Below are 15,690 nucleotides of genomic sequence, written 5' to 3'. Positions count from 1 at the left end.
TCTGCGTCTCGTCAAGCCAGGTCGAAAGCATAAAAAAGCCCCATCAGAGAATTGATGAGGCTATTGTCGTCTACCCGCCGGATCGTTCAACCGATCATTTTGCTTAACCGATCGGTGTTACGCTTTTAGCCGGTTTGCTGATTCCTGTCAGTAAACCGGCAGCTTCTCGCTAACGTTTTCCCTCAGTTTGTCATCCTCCTCCAGACTGGCTATGTGCCCGGTGTCTCTTTTTTAACGCTGCATATTAATATTTTTCTCTTTTTTTATTTTCTAAAGCAGTAAACTTCGCTCCCTGTTTTCGGTGCGGTGCTACTCCGCTGCCGGGGAATTTCTGTCAGATAATTTATTATTCAGGTATCGAAACCCACTATGCTCGAACTTTTGATTGGTGTTGCTGTAACGATTCTGGTTGGTCGTTACATTATAAAAGGGTACTCCGCGACTGGCGTGTTGCTGGTGGGAGGCCTCTTACTTTTGGCAATCAGTGCCATGCTGGGGAAAAACGTATTACCAGCCAGCGCGAAGGCGACGGGCTGGAGTGCAACAGATATTGTTGAATACGTAAAAATTTTGCTGATGAGCCGCGGTGGCGATCTCGGCATGATGATTATGGTGCTGTGTGGATTTGCCGCTTATATGACGCATATCGGTGCCAATGATGTCGTCGTGAAGCTGGTTTCCCGCCCGCTTAAAATGATTAACTCGCCTTATTTACTGATGATCGCGGCCTATTTTGTCGCCTGCCTGATGTCGTTGGCGGTGTCATCAGCCACGGGATTAGGTGTGCTGTTGATGGCAACGTTGTTCCCCGTCATGGTGAACGTTGGTATTAGTCGCGGTGCCGCTGCTGCAATCTGCGCTTCCCCTGTGGCGTTAATTCTGTCGCCGACGTCGGGCGATGTAGTCCTTGCCGCACAGGCATCACAGATGAAATTAGTGGATTTTGCCTTTAAAGCCACGCTGCCTATTTCTATCATGGCGATCGTGTGTATGGCCGTCGCGCATTTCTTCTGGCAGCGCTATCTGGATAACAAAGCGAATGTCAGCCATGAGATTCTGGATGTCAGCGAGATCACGACGGATGCTCCGCGTTTTTACGCCATTCTGCCGTTTACGCCGATCATGGGCGTACTGGTGTTTGATGGCAAATGGGGGCCGGAACTCCACATTATCACTGTACTGGTTATCTGTATGGTGCTGGCCGCAGCACTGGAATTTGTCCGTTCGTTCAGTGCGCAAAAAGTGTTTGATGGGTTGGATGTGGCTTACCGCGGGATGGCCGATGCCTTCTCTAGCGTCGTCATCCTGTTAGTTGCTGCTGGTGTCTTTGCCCAGGGTCTTGGCACGATTGGTTTTATCAGTGGCCTGATTGGCCTGGCGCAGTCATTCGGCAGCGGTGGGTTGGTGATTATGCTGGTACTGGTCGCGATCACGATGTTGGCTGCGATGACAACGGGCTCGGGCAATGCGCCGTTCTACGCGTTTGTTGAACTGATTCCAAAGCTGGCGTCGCAAATGGGCATCAACCCTGCTTATCTGGCGATTCCGATGCTTCAGGCTTCCAACTTGGGCCGTACCATTTCTCCGGTATCCGGTGTAGTCGTTGCGGTCGCCGGGATGGCAAAAATATCGCCGTTCGAGGTGGTTAAGCGCACATCGGTTCCGGTTTTGGTTGGGCTGATTGTGGTGGTGGTTGCCACCGAAATTATGGTGCCAGCCTGATAGACCATAGAACACAGCCCCTACCGAATGGAAAGGGGCTGTAGAGATAAATGCGGTGTTGAGCATAGCGATAGCGCCGCTATCACACTTCAAAATCAGTCTGTGGTTCGTCGTTTGGTGTGATTCGGACCTCAATGATACGGTGGCTTTCCACCGCCAGAATAGTGAACTGATAGCTATCGATTGACAGCGTATCGCCCACCTGCGGAACCCGCTGCGCGTGTTCCATCAACAGCCCCGCTAACGTGTAGTATTCGCGCTTTTCATCCAGCGTCAGCGGAACATACATCGTTAAGTCTTCCAGCGGAATATAGCCATTTACGGTCCAACTGCCGTCGTCATTCTGCTGAATGCTATGGCGCGCATCGCGATCTTCGCCTTCGCGCGGCAGGTTGCCGGCAATGGTTTCCATCACGTCGCTTAATGTGACTATCCCTTCCATCGAACCAAATTCATCAACGACAAACGCAAAGTGTGTTCGCGCTTCTCTAAACTGTTCCAAAGCCTGTAACAGTGAAAGCTGTTCAGGAAAGACCAGCGGCTGACGAATCAGAATACGTGGATTGAACGGCTCGCGGTTTAGCTGCTGCTGGAGTAAATCGGCAACATGTACGATACCCAACGGTTCGTCGGAGGTATTGCTGTCGGTTACCACCAGTCGGGAATGCTGGTTGGTCGTTAACAGTTTAGCGAGCGCATCCTGTGTAATATCCAGCTCAACCGAGTCGATGTCATGCCGCGACGTCATAATGCTGCTGATGGTTCGCTGCGCCAGCCCCAATACCCGCTTTATCATCCGGCGTTCCTGAATATTGAAGACTTCCTGACCTGCCCGGGTGTTGTCTGCAATCATCGATGAGGTTTGATTGTCGAGTTCAGCTTCTTCATGGTTACCGCGCAAGATACGCAAAACCACTTCCGCGGTGCGCTGGCGCAGTGGAACCGAGGAAGAAAGAAAACGCCGGCGGTTGAACAGGGAGACCTGATTCAACATCTCAATCATCACCGAGAAACCTATCGCGGCGTAGAGGTAGCCTTTAGGAATATGATAACCAAAGGCGTCTGCGACCAGACTGAAACCAATCATCAGAAGGAAGCTGAGACACAGGATAACGATGGTCGGGTGTTCCGCGACAAAGCGGGTCAGCGGCTTGCTGGCCAGCAGCATGAGGAAAATAGCGATGGTCACGGCGGACATCATAACCAGCAAGTGATCGGTCATGCCGACGGCGGTAATCACGGAGTCCAGCGAGAATATGGCGTCCAGTACCACGATCTGTGCCACTACCGGCCAGAAACGTGCACCTTTACGCTGGGCTTGCTGCTCCTCATCTTTTCCTTCGAGACGTTCGTTGAGTTCCATGGTGGCTTTAAAGAGTAGAAACAGTCCTCCAACCAACATGATGACATCGCGAGCGCTGAATGTGTGCCCAAGGAACGTGAAGAGGGGGGTAGTCAAAGACACCAGCCATGAAATGGACGCCAGCAGACCCAGGCGCATAATCAGAGCAAGTAACAGACCGACGACTCTGGCTTTATCGCGTTGTTCTTTTGGTAGTTTCTCAGCCAGAATGGCAATGAAGATAAGATTATCAATGCCCAGAACCAGTTCCAGGACAACCAGCGTGGTCAACCCGGCCCATATCGTTGGATCAGCGATCCACTCCATATCTCTTTTTTCACCTTTAAAGGAACATAACCTCGATAGCGTATCAGGGCATGCACAGATGAACCAGAATTTGCAGGGATATTCTTTATGAGAAGCACAATCTATAACTACAAGCAAATTCTGAGCCGATAGGTGCCCTGATAGGTATTGTCATTTTTTTGACACGGAACGTTGTGTAGCTTGTTGGAGGGGGGGGCGAAAGATCGACAATAAGTAAAATTTTAAGAATGATACATAGAGTAACGCACGTTAGTATTTGATTGCATGAGCATACAACGCATAGAATATGCCTGCGGATTTAGCAAGATTTTTACGACAGGGATGCGCGTAGTCTTATTCTGAAAAGCTCCTTTTAAGCCATCTTACCCTTGTACTCGTTGCATCATCGTCAATACTATGGGGTGAAAATTTGGCTTTGTCGATTTAGTTATATTTTTATAAATAAATATATTTATTAGTCCTATTTTGTTAGCGAGATCAGTTGGCTAGCAAGGAAATGGAATCTTTACACACAAACAGATGGTTTACGGATCCAGGGTGTAGCCACAGGATGGTGTTCCGTACGTTGTTTGACAGCGCATTGGTAGCTATGAGCCAAGGGCGGTAGCGTGTCTGATGCGAAACATTCACATAACGGGTTGATGATGGTGCAAAAATGCAAGAATTCATGGTGGTTTTCCTGAGTGCCTTTATTGCGTTGTTCTTGGCAAGAAAAGTCGCAATAAAGATCGGGCTGGTGGATAAACCTAACGAACGCAAGAGACATAGTGGGCATATTCCACTTGTCGGCGGTGTTTCTATCTATATGGCCCTCTGGGTTATGTATGCATTTGATCCTATATGGCTCCCCAATTTCTCTCTCTATATGGTCTGTGCAACTGCACTACTGGCAGTTGGTGTGCTGGATGACCGATTTGATCTTCCTGTTCTCCCCCGGGTTGGCCTACAGGCATCCGTGGCAGGCCTGATGATGTACGCGGGGCTATATCTTTCGTCCTTAGGCAAGGTGTTATTCGGTTATGAGCTGTTTTTAGGGATTTTCGGTTATACGGTTACGCTGTTTGCGGTATGGGGAGCTATCAATGCTTTTAATATGGTTGACGGCATTGATGGCTTACTGGGCACACTTTCCTGTGTAACATTTGGTGCTCTGGCAGTAGTTTTTTATCTTGATGGGCGACACGAACTTGCACTGTGGAGCTTGTGCTTGTTGGCTGCGACGCTACCTTATATTTTTCTGAACCTTGGTGTGCCATGGGGAACAAAATTTAAAGTGTTTATGGGGGATGCGGGTAGCACACTTATTGGTTTTACGGTTATCTGGCTATTGATTTTGGCAACGCAAGGTAGCGAAGCTGTAATTCGTCCTGTAACTGCACTGTGGTTGATTGCTATTCCCTTGATGGACATGGTGACAATTATGGTGCGCAGAATCCGCAGAGGCGATAGTCCATTCAAACCCGATCGTGAGCATTTGCACCATATCCTGATGCGCGCAGGGCTGACCCCGAGGCAGTCACTATTAGCGATTGTTGCTGCAGCAATGACTTTGGCTGCTATTGGTATTACTTGTGAGTTAAGTGGTATAACTGACTCAGTTATGTTATGTGCGTTCCTGGTTGTTTTTGTCGGCTATTTTTGGGCAATTACGCGAGTGTGGCGCTTGCTGACATGGATAAGACGAACCAATCATGGGGCTGCTGTTGTTCCGGATAAAGTGGGGCAGCGCCGCTAACAGACAAATTAACGGTTTTTTACGCTTCAGACTGTAGGTTTATTTAACTAAACGTCCTCTATAATTATTTGATATTTTGTAGGGATTTGCACGATTTTTAATCAGAATACGATGGCATAAACAGGATGATAAAGCATAAATTGAAATTGATGCCGATGGTGGTGTCACTGGCTTTGCTGAGCGGCTGTACTATAATCCCCGGTGGCCATCTTTCTACAAGTGGCAAAGAAGTTATCGAGCAGCAAGATGCTGATTTTAATATTGATAAATTAGTAAATGTTTATCCACTAACACCGTATTTAGTGGATAAGATGCGGCCGAAGCCGTTGATTGCGCAAACTAACCCTGCGTTAGAACGTGAGCTACAGCAATATGAATACCGTATTGGTATTGGCGATGTCATCATGGTTACCGTGTGGGATCACCCTGAGCTGACGACACCTGCTGGTACATATCGCACTGCCGCGGATACGGGTAACTGGGTGCATTCTGATGGCACTATCTTCTATCCCTATATCGGTAAAGTGAAAGTTGCTGGTAAAACAGTAATGGAAGTGCGCAGTGAGATTTCATCCCGGCTAGCTACGTATATCGAATCTCCACAGGTTGATGTCAACATTGCGGCATTCCGCTCTCAAAAGGCCTATGTAACGGGTGAGGTGAAAACCTCTGGTGAGCAACCTATTACCAACGTGCCACTCACTATACTTGATGCGATTAATAAAGCCGGTGGGTTAAGCGAAGATGCCGACTGGCGTAATATCGTGTTGACGCATAATGGTCAAGAAAAACGCATCTCTCTTCAGGCGTTAATGCAAAATGGCGACCTATCCCAAAATACTCTGTTGTATCCTGGTGATATTCTCTACATTCCCCGTAATGACGACTTGAAAGTTTTCGTCATGGGCGAAGTTAAGAAGCAAAGCACGCTCAAAATGGATCGTAGTGGCATGACCTTGACCGAGGCGTTGGGCAACGCTGAAGGGATGGATCAGACATTTTCTGATGCTACAGGGATTTTTGTTATCCGTTCATTACGAGGAACGCAAGGTCCTAAGCTGGCCGATGTCTATCAACTTAATGCGAAGGATGCCACTGCAATGGTCATGGGGACTGAATTCCAGTTACAGCCTTACGACATTGTCTATGTTACGACGGCACCGATCGTTCGTTGGAATCGTGTTATTAGCCAGCTCGTACCGACCATTTCTGGGTTCAATGAACTGACAGAAGGTTCACTGCGAGTTCGTACCTGGCCATAGAGATAATTATGTTTGATTCTATATTGGTTGTTTGCGTCGGTAACATCTGTCGTTCCCCTACGGGGGAACGGCTATTAAAACAGGCATTGCCTAGCAAAAAAATTTCATCGGCAGGGCTGGGCGCATTGGTTGGAAAACCTGCAGACGCGACCGCAGCGGACGTGGCGAGCCAGCATAATCTCTCTCTTGATGGCCATGAAGCACAGCAATTAACGTCAGTACTATGTCGTCAGTATGATCTCATTTTGGTTATGGAGAAAGGGCATATTGATGGCGTATGTCGTATTGCGCCAGAAGTCCGAGGCAAGACAATGCTATTTGGCCGTTGGCTTAACCAGCAAGAGATTGCTGATCCATATCGCAAAAGTCGTGAAGCATTTGAATTCGTTTACTTGCAACTTGAGCAGTCTGCCCAGAAATGGGTGCAGGCATTAAGCCGTTAACAAGTCAGGGAAACCCATGGCAGAGAAAATTTCAGTAAAAGCATCCGAAACCAATACGGATGAGATTGATTTAGGACGTTTGTTGGGAACATTGCTGGATAATCGTTGGTTAATTATTGGTGTTACTGCAGTTTTCACAATTCTTGGTATTCTTTATGCGACCTTTGCCACGCCGATTTATAAAGCAGATGCACTCATTCAGGTGGAACAAAGTTCCGGTAACTCTTTGCTAAAAGATATTTCCAGCGTGTTACCTGATGCTAAACCAGAATCGGCTGCTGAAATTGAGTTGATCAAATCGCGTATGGTAGTCGGTAAGACAGTTAACGATCTCTCTTTAGATATTATCGCGCAGCAAAAATATTTTCCTGTCTTTGGTAAGGGCTTTGCTCGTTTGATGGGCGAAGAGGCTGGAAAAATCGCAGTATCAAGACTGGAAGTGCCTAAATCCTGGGAAGATGAGACCATCAGTCTTGTAATTATTGATGAACAAAACTATGCGATAGAAGCAGGTGATGCTCTAACGTTTAATGGAAAAGTTGGGAATATAGAAAAGCATAATGGTCTTTCTATATTGGTTAGTGATATTAAAGCCGAAAAGGGTACTGCTTTTCGCCTTAAAAAATTAAATACTATTACGGCTATTAATAATGTATTAGAAAATTTATCCGTTGCAGATAAAGGAAAAGATACTGGAGTACTTTCGCTGAGCTATGAAGGTGAAGATCCTGAGTTGACCAATAAAATACTCAATAGTATCAGTCAAAATTATCTTCAGCAAAATGTCGAGCGTAAATCTGAAGAAGCTGGGAAAAGCCTAGAGTTTCTTAAAGAGCAACTTCCAAACGTACGGCTGACGCTTGATGAAGCGGATAATAAATTAAACAACTATCGGCAAAAGAATGAATCGGTTGATTTATCACTAGAGGCTAAAGCGGTTTTGGATACGATGGTGTCCGTGGAATCTCAGCTTAACGAATTAACATTTAAAGAAGCAGAAATATCAAAACTATATACCAAAGAACACCCAGCTTATCGTGCGTTGATGGAAAAACGAAAAACGCTGGAAGAGGAGCGAGAAAAAATCAACAAACGGGTAGGAGGGATGCCAAAAACTCAGCAGGAAATTTTACGTTTAACGCGTGATGTGAACGTAGGGCAAGAAGTCTACATGCAGCTGTTGAATAAGCAGCAGGAACTGAGTATTAACAAAGCGAGTACGGTTGGTAATGTTCGTATTATTGATGCGGCAGCACTCCAGCTTAAACCTGTAAAACCTAAAAAACTCATTGTTGTGTTACTAGCGTTGATCATTGGTGCTGTGATATCAACGGCATTTGTTGTATTAAAAACTATGTTGCATAAAGGGATTGAAAGCCCTGAACAACTGGAAGAACTGGGCATTAACGTGTACGCCAGCGTTCCTTTATCAGAGTGGCAACAGAAGAAAGACAGGGCGCTATTAGGAAAAGGAAAGAAAGGTAATACGCGCTCGACTGAGCTCCTGGCTGTGGGGAATCCTGCTGATCTCGCCATTGAAGCGATTAGAAGCCTGCGCACTAGTCTGCATTTCGCGATGATGGAGGCTAAAAATAATGTATTAATGATCTCGGGCGCTAGTCCGGCAATTGGTAAAACGTTTGTCAGTGCAAACCTTGGTGCTGTTATCGCACAGTCAGGACAGCGTGTATTGATTGTTGACTGTGACATGCGTAAAGGGTATGCGCATGAATTGATGGGAGTACAAGGGATAAATGGTCTCTCTGATATTTTGTCTGGGCAAATAACGACAGAAAAAAGTATTCGCAAAACTGCTATAGAAAATATGGACTTTATCGCCCGTGGACAAATTCCACCCAATCCTTCTGAACTCTTAATGCATAGTCGTTTTTCTCAGTTCATTGACTGGGCTTCTGAACATTATGATATTGTTCTATTAGATACTCCACCAATCTTGGCTGTAACGGATGCCGCGATTATCAGCCGTAATGCGGGGACTTCTCTCTTAGTTGCGCGTTTTGAGGTGAATACTCTGAAAGAAATTGAAGTAAGTATTCGCCGTTTCGAACAGAATGGTACCGAAATTAAAGGGGTTATTCTGAATGCGATTGTAAAACGTGCTGCAAGCTATTATGGATATGGAAATTATAACTACTATACGTATGACTATAAGTCAGAAAAAAATAGTTAATATGTCTCTCTGAATTAAATTTTATCTTGCGATAGCCGGGTGTTCGCATCCGGCCTTCCTTATACCTCACTCATAAATTATCTGTCATAACTTTTCTATCAAAAATTATATCCCAAAAGTGATTTTTTATTGGAGTCAACCGTGAAAGGTATAATCCTCGCTGGCGGTTCAGGAACACGTCTTTATCCTATTACACTAGGTGTTTCCAAACAGCTGCTGCCTATTTACGATAAGCCGATGATCTATTATCCGCTATCTGTCCTCATGCTGGCTGGAATCCGGGATATTCTAATCATTACTACGCCGGAAGATCTGAAAGCATTTCAGCGGTTGCTGGGCACTGGTGATGCTTTTGGTGTGCGACTCTCTTATGCTGTCCAACCTAAACCTGAGGGATTGGCACAGGCATTTATTATCGGTGAAGAATTCCTGGCTGGTGATAGCTGCAGCCTGGTATTAGGCGATAATATTTTTTTCGGGCAAGGATTTAGCCCCGTTTTAAAACGCGCTGCCGCTAAGAAAACGGGCGCGACAGTATTTGGCTATCAGGTTATGGATCCGGAACGATTTGGCGTCGTTGAATTTGATGAGAATAAGAGGGTTATGTCCATTGAGGAAAAACCTAAAAAAGCCAAATCGAATTGGGCTGTGACAGGATTGTATTTCTATGATGAGCAAGTTGTCGAATTAGCCAAACAGGTAAAACCTTCGGAAAGAGGTGAGTTGGAGATTACGACGCTTAATGAAATGTATCTGGAGCGCGGGCAACTGGAAGTGGAGTTCTTAGGGCGTGGCTTTGCCTGGTTAGATACAGGCACGCATGATAGCTTAATCGAAGCCTCTACTTTTGTTGAAACGGTAGAGAAAAGACAAGGAATGAAGATCGCGTGTTTGGAGGAAATTGCCTGGCGTAACGGATGGCTAACTAATTCACAGTTGCTGGATTCAGTAAATAGACTGATTAAAAATCAATATGGTCAATATCTAAAACAACTGCTCAGAGAACGGTAGATAAATTATGCAAGTAAAAATCATACAACTGCAAACACACGGTGACGATCGTGGTGCATTAGTTGCGCTAGAGCAAGAAAGAAATATTCCGTTTGAAATTAAGCGTGTGTACTATTTGTTTAAAACTAAAGAGGGTGTTCGAAGAGGATTTCATGCTCATAAAACATTAAAACAAGTCGCTATTGCTGTGCGTGGTTCATGTCGATTTTTATTAGATGATGGAAATGAAAAAGTTGAATTAGTATTAGATAATCCGGCACAAGGCGTTGTTATTGAACCCCATTTTTGGCATGAAATGTATGATTTTTCCGAAGACTGCGTTTTAATGGTATTAGCCGATCAGCCTTATGATGAATCTGATTATATTAGAGAATATAATAAGTTCAGAATTGGAGTGAAAAAAAATGGTATCTAATATATCGAGCAAGACAATAAATTTGTCATTGGCAAAACTATCAGATTCTGATTTTATATTTAGCTTGCGTGTTAATGGAAAGTTAAATAAATATATTTCAACTTTTTCTGGGAACGTTGAAGATCAACATAGATGGTTAGAGGATTATAAAAAAAGGGAACGTGAAGAACGTGAATTTTATTATGTAATCCGTCGTAATGATAGTAATTTGCCTATCGGAACTGTTAGATTATATGACTTTATAGATGACAGTAACTCTTTTTGTTGGGGGAGTTGGGTTATCAATGAAAACAAAACTTCATCTTCAGCTATAGAAAGTGCACTTTTAGTGTATAAAATAGGTTTTGAATATTTGAGATTTTCTGGTTCGCATTTTTTCGTTGATAAAAGAAATACAGCGGTTGTAGATTTTCATAAAAAATCAGGGGCGATTTTTTTAGGGGAAAACGATATTAATTTTTTCTTTAACTACACGCCTGATTTGTATAATTCTCTCGCAAGTAAATATAAAAAATTCCTTTAATTATTCCGCTAGTACTAGATACAATGATGGAAAATAAAATGATTCATTTTCTTGATCTTAAAGAAGTTAATGCTAATTATAAATATGAGTTAAAAGATGCTTTTTCGAGAGTGTTAGACTCTGGCTGGTATATCGCTGGAAATGAGCTTTCTGAATTCGAAAAACAATTTTCAATTTATTGTGGAACTAGGCATGCAATTGGTGTGGCTAATGGACTGGATGCTCTGATTCTTACCCTCCGAGCATGGAAAGTTCTCGGGAAATTAAAAAATGGTGATGAGATTATTGTTCAAGCTAATACCTATATTGCTTCGGTACTCGCTATAACCGAAAATGGTTTAACACCAGTATTAGTTGAGCCAGACCCTGTAACTTATAATCTATCACCTGAATCTATAAAGTCCGCAATTACCTCGAAGACTAAGGCTATTTTACCTGTCCATCTTTACGGGCAGATTAGTCCCATGAATGAGATTATGGAGATTGCTAAAACACATAAACTCCTAGTTCTTGAAGATTGTGCTCAGTCCCATGGTGCACTACTTAATGGGAAGAAAGCGGGAGCATGGGGAGATGCCGCTGGGTTTAGTTTTTATCCAGGGAAGAATCTTGGTGCATTAGGTGATGCTGGTGCCATTACGACCAATGATGATGAATTGGCTGATGCATTAAAAGCACTAAGAAACTATGGATCACATAAAAAATACGAAAACCTTTATCAAGGCGTAAATAGCAGACTCGATGAACTTCAGGCTGCGTTGCTGGCGGTAAAATTAAAATATTTAGATGAGACAAATCGCAGAAGACAGGAAATCGCTAAAGTTTATTGTTCTGGCATCATTAATGAATTGATTTCATTACCTCATCCTCCTGAATATATTTCTGAACATGTGTGGCATTTGTTTGTAATACAGTGTGATGACAGAGATAAGTTGCAAAGATTCCTCTCGGGAAAAGGTATTCAAACGTTAATTCATTATCCGACTCCTCCACACCTTCAGCATGCTTATCAGGAATTAGGCTTTGGAGAAGGCTCTTTTCCTGTTACTGAATCTATTCATAAAAAGGTATTGAGTTTACCAATGGGGCCAACGTTATCTGATACAGAGGTTCAAGAGGTTATTACGGCGCTAAACGAGTACCGGGGATGAAAAAATTACTCTCGGTGACCTTTTTTAGCGGGCTACTGACATTAGCAAAAATGGGAAGTGGGTTTGTAATTGCCAAGGTAGTTGCTATTTATACTGGCCCGTCAGGTATGGCCATGCTGGGGCAGATTCAAAGCATAGTGACCAGCTTTAACGGCATTGTAAATGCTCCTGTTGGTAGTGGTATCGTACGTTATACTGCCGAGTTTGAAAAAGAAGGTGTGGAAGGGTGTGCACCATGGTGGAAAGCCGGCCTATGGTGGTTGGCTATTATACTTTCCATTTTAATGCCTGTCGGTTTTTTTTTCGCTCGTTCCTTATCAGATTTTTTACTTAATGACCCTAATTATGCATGGATCATTTGGATTACAGTTGCTTCATTACCTGTTGCTGCGCTTGGTACGCTGGTTAATTCAGTAATTAATGGATATCAGCAATATAGACGTTTTGTTATATTGGGAGCAATATCTACAGCTTTTTCATGTACGTTAATGATTACGTTAATCATTAATTTTGGTATCCAGGGTGCTCTGTTAGCTGCGGCTATCCAATCAGGACTGATTGGATTAATTCTTATTTCTAGCGTACTACGGCAGCCATGGGCTAAATTAAATTATTGGTGGGGGGGAACAGACACATCGAATAAAAAAAGGATTGGTGGTTATATACTCATGGCGACGACCACGGCCTTAACCACGCCCATCGCATTAATCGGGGTTAGAAATGTTCTGATTAGCCATGTCGGCTGGGAGGAGGCAGGGCAATGGCAGGCAGTTTGGAAAATCTCTGAGGTTTATTTAGGGGTTATCACCATTGCCTTAAGTACTTATTATCTACCTAAGTTATCGACGTTGAAGGGCGTTGAAAATGTTAGAACAGAGATTAATCAAACTGCAAAAATAGTAGTTCCGATTGCTGTTGTTATGGCTATTGGCGTGTATTTGTTTAGAGATATTGCTATCAGTTTACTTTTTACCGAAGGCTTTAGGTCAGCGAGAGAACTATTTGCTATACAACTTGTTGGGGATGTTATAAAAATTACCAGTTGGCTATATGCATACCCGATGTTATCCCGTGGTGCTACGAAATGGTTTGTGTCAACTGAAATTATTTTTTCTGCTACCTTAGTTATTTTGACTTATTTTCTTGTTCCTTTGTATTCGACACAGGGGGCAAATATGTCTTATGTTATTAACTATTCCTTTTATCTTTTGTTTGTCGTGAGTTTTTTTGGGCGCTATTCTCGGTAAGAATATTTATTTTTCCTGTGTATGATTGGTGGTCATTTTCCTGGTAATGTTGCTATTTCAGTATCTAGTCACCATAAGGTAGAGACTATTAGTATTATGAATAAAAAGCCAGTTTCCGTCGCTGTTATATCATTTAATTCATCATCTACTATACTTGAAACGTTGAATAGTGTCGTTAATCAAAGCTATGGTGCTGAGAATATAGAGCTAATTATAAGTGATGATAGTTCTAAAGATCATACTGTAGATTTAATTAAATCATGGTTAAAAGAAAATGAGTCTTTTTTTAAAAGAGTAGAGTTAATAGCTAACCCGATTAATGGAGGGGTTCCCAAAAATTGCAATCTTGCATGGAAAGCTGCTACTTGTGAGTGGATTAAAACAATTGCAGGTGATGATATATTATTAGTCAATTGCTTAGAGTTAAATGTGAATGAGGCAAATAAAAAACCTGATGTGGCTGTTATATTCTCTCTAATGGATGGCTTTTTTGTTAACGATCTAAATGATAAAATAATAAAAGCATCCTATCCACTTAGACACCAACAGAAAGTATTATTGTCACCAGCCTGTAAACAATTAAAATATCTAAGATATGGTGATATTAGCGGTGCGCCAACTGCATTTATTAATAATAAAAAACTGATCGAAATTAACTATGCTGATGAAAGAATGCAGCTTGTTGAAGATCTTCCTATGTGGTACAACTTTGTCCGAATTGGTTATAAATTACATTTTTTTCCTGAAAAAACGGTACTCTATCGAATGGATGGGGATTCAATAACAAACTCTAAAGCTAGATTGATTAATATTAATTTTATTAATGATTTAATTAAGATTGATAAATATATCATCAATAAAGATTTGAATCATAAACATGCTTTCTTGAAAATTAGGAAGTATTTATGGCCTCGATGCGCTTTTTTCATCTCGAGGGTGTTTAACAATAACTATAGTTTTATGGCAAAAATCATGCTTTCGACTACTTTGTTAATTAAACCAGGGAATATAAGCAGTAAACTGCTAAAATTAAAGGATAAGTATATAAATGAATGATAATCACATGGAGGCGAAAACAAAAAATAAATACACATTAAAATTTAATGGCTTCCTTATTGTCCTTCTTCTTACATATTTAATATATAGTGTAAGTTATAAATATCTTTATATTCCAAGTACTTATCTTGTTGTTTTTGTGTTTTTTTGTTTTTTCTTTCTTTATGCCGTTGGAAATAATCTAAAGGTAAATTATAACGCTAGTTTATTGCCGCTGTTTTTAGCTTTTATTTTTTTTGTTTGGTCTGTTTTTAGTTATTTGATTAATTTAAATGATGGCGCGGATTTATATATTATTCGCACCTCGTTCATTTATTTTCTAATGATTTTTTTAGTTCCTTTCGTAGTCCGTTATTTTTTTATCCGTCCTGCAAGTGTTTTATTTTTCTTTGGTCTTGTTGGTTTTATTAATGCTATTTTTATATTTTCGATGTTATTGATTAAACCATTTCAAGAGTTTTATCTTTCACTTATTGAGAGTAGTGCTTTTGATTTAATAGGAGGTAGTGAGTCTTTAGATAGCTTTATGTCATTACGTATGGTCGGTATTACGGGGTTGTCTGTATATTCCTCGGGTTTTATGCAAATGATGTTGGCTGTTTCTTTAGCCACGTACATGCATTTTTCGCCTAAAGAAACTCGACTCTTTCATTATGTTATGCTGGTGTTGATTATACTATCTGCATTAATCGCTGCGCGGTCTTCTATTATAGGTCTTTTGTTTTTTTGTGTCTTTTTCATGTCTTCCTTTAGTATAAAGAAAATAGTTAAAATTTTATGCATTATTCTGATTCTTCTTTATATTGTTTTTATTTCTATTATGAGTTTTTTATCTTCAGATTTAAGCGACTTTTTTTTGAAATGGGCTTCTGAAATATTTGTATCGGGAGCTAATACTGGCTCTGTGAAGGAAAATATATCGATGTTCATTTATGGCTTTAATGATTTTAGTTTGGTTGGTGATTCTAGGTGGTATGGTGATTTAGATGGATATTATAAAGGCACTGATGTTGGCTGGTATAGATTGCTTTTCTCTGTTGGATATTTAGGCCTCATTATTTGGTTTGGATTACTACTTTCTCTTTTTCATCATTCCTTATTTTCTTCTTCAAGAAAAGTTTTTTTATTAAGCTGGTGCATCTTACTCTATATTATAGTGATGATGTTTAAAGGCGCTGTTCTTTTTGATGCTTATCAAGCTGTTTTTGTAATTTATTCGATTTTTTTTGTCATGAAGCATAATGAAAAGCTGGTGAGAGGATAAT

The 15,690-nt window shown here is 41.8% G+C and carries 13 protein-coding genes; 12 read left to right on the top strand and 1 reads right to left on the bottom strand.

What is annotated here, in order from left to right:
• The first annotated feature begins 369 nt into the window (after positions 1-369).
• Positions 370-1,722, top strand: a complete 1,353-nt coding sequence (gene dcuC, locus Q3A88_RS17325; protein ID WP_014914716.1) for an anaerobic C4-dicarboxylate transporter DcuC — start codon at positions 370-372, stop codon at positions 1,720-1,722.
• A gap of 82 nt (positions 1,723-1,804) precedes the next feature.
• Here the strand turns inward: dcuC and Q3A88_RS17320 are convergent, their stop codons facing one another.
• Positions 1,805-3,391 (bottom strand): TerC family protein, encoded by a 1,587-nt coding sequence (locus tag Q3A88_RS17320; RefSeq protein ID WP_014914717.1) that lies wholly within the window; start codon positions 3,389-3,391, stop codon positions 1,805-1,807.
• Between the two features lie 655 nt (positions 3,392-4,046).
• Between Q3A88_RS17320 and wecA the strand changes: the two genes are divergently transcribed.
• The 11 genes from wecA to Q3A88_RS17265 all read left to right on the top strand — a co-directional run bounded on the left by wecA (position 4,047) and on the right by Q3A88_RS17265 (position 15,689).
• Entirely contained in the window at positions 4,047-5,126 is a 1,080-nt protein-coding gene (wecA, locus tag Q3A88_RS17315; protein ID WP_110162711.1) for a UDP-N-acetylglucosamine--undecaprenyl-phosphate N-acetylglucosaminephosphotransferase, read from the top strand.
• Between the two features lie 125 nt (positions 5,127-5,251).
• A complete protein-coding gene (locus Q3A88_RS17310; RefSeq protein ID WP_110162710.1) occupies positions 5,252-6,388 on the top strand; it encodes a polysaccharide export protein in 1,137 nt (378 codons plus the stop codon).
• Between the two features lie 8 nt (positions 6,389-6,396).
• Complete coding sequence (locus Q3A88_RS17305) at positions 6,397-6,831, top strand: protein tyrosine phosphatase (protein ID WP_110162709.1); 435 nt, start codon at positions 6,397-6,399, stop codon at positions 6,829-6,831.
• Positions 6,832-6,847: 16 nt separating this feature from the next.
• Positions 6,848-9,022, top strand: a complete 2,175-nt coding sequence (gene wzc / locus Q3A88_RS17300; protein WP_110162708.1) for a tyrosine-protein kinase Wzc — start codon at positions 6,848-6,850, stop codon at positions 9,020-9,022.
• 141 nt (positions 9,023-9,163) lie between these two features.
• On the top strand, positions 9,164-10,033 hold the full coding sequence (gene rfbA / locus Q3A88_RS17295) for a glucose-1-phosphate thymidylyltransferase RfbA (protein ID WP_317178337.1): 870 nt from the start codon (positions 9,164-9,166) through the stop codon (positions 10,031-10,033).
• Between the two features lie 7 nt (positions 10,034-10,040).
• Positions 10,041-10,448: a sugar 3,4-ketoisomerase gene (locus tag Q3A88_RS17290; RefSeq protein WP_110162706.1), complete on the top strand. Its 408-nt coding sequence runs from the start codon at positions 10,041-10,043 to the stop codon at positions 10,446-10,448.
• Between the two features lie 22 nt (positions 10,449-10,470).
• Positions 10,471-10,971 (top strand): GNAT family N-acetyltransferase, encoded by a 501-nt coding sequence (locus Q3A88_RS17285; protein WP_258307576.1) that lies wholly within the window; start codon positions 10,471-10,473, stop codon positions 10,969-10,971.
• A 38-nt stretch (positions 10,972-11,009) separates the two neighbouring features.
• Entirely contained in the window at positions 11,010-12,122 is a 1,113-nt protein-coding gene (locus Q3A88_RS17280; RefSeq protein WP_110162704.1) for a DegT/DnrJ/EryC1/StrS family aminotransferase, read from the top strand.
• Entirely contained in the window at positions 12,119-13,369 is a 1,251-nt protein-coding gene (locus Q3A88_RS17275) for an O-antigen translocase (RefSeq protein ID WP_317178336.1), read from the top strand. Before Q3A88_RS17280 ends, Q3A88_RS17275 begins: the two co-directional genes overlap by 4 nt.
• Positions 13,370-13,465: 96 nt before the next feature.
• Complete coding sequence (locus tag Q3A88_RS17270) at positions 13,466-14,425, top strand: glycosyltransferase family 2 protein (RefSeq protein ID WP_317178335.1); 960 nt, start codon at positions 13,466-13,468, stop codon at positions 14,423-14,425.
• Positions 14,418-15,689: a hypothetical protein gene (locus tag Q3A88_RS17265; protein WP_110162701.1), complete on the top strand. Its 1,272-nt coding sequence runs from the start codon at positions 14,418-14,420 to the stop codon at positions 15,687-15,689. The genes Q3A88_RS17270 and Q3A88_RS17265 overlap by 8 nt, the downstream gene beginning before the upstream one ends.
• Position 15,690: the final 1 nt, after the last annotated feature.

Source organism: Pectobacterium sp. HCp5_1, from assembly GCF_032905925.1.
Lineage (GTDB): Bacteria > Pseudomonadota > Gammaproteobacteria > Enterobacterales > Enterobacteriaceae > Pectobacterium > Pectobacterium brasiliense_A.
This window is presented reverse-complemented; position numbering and strand designations above follow the sequence as displayed.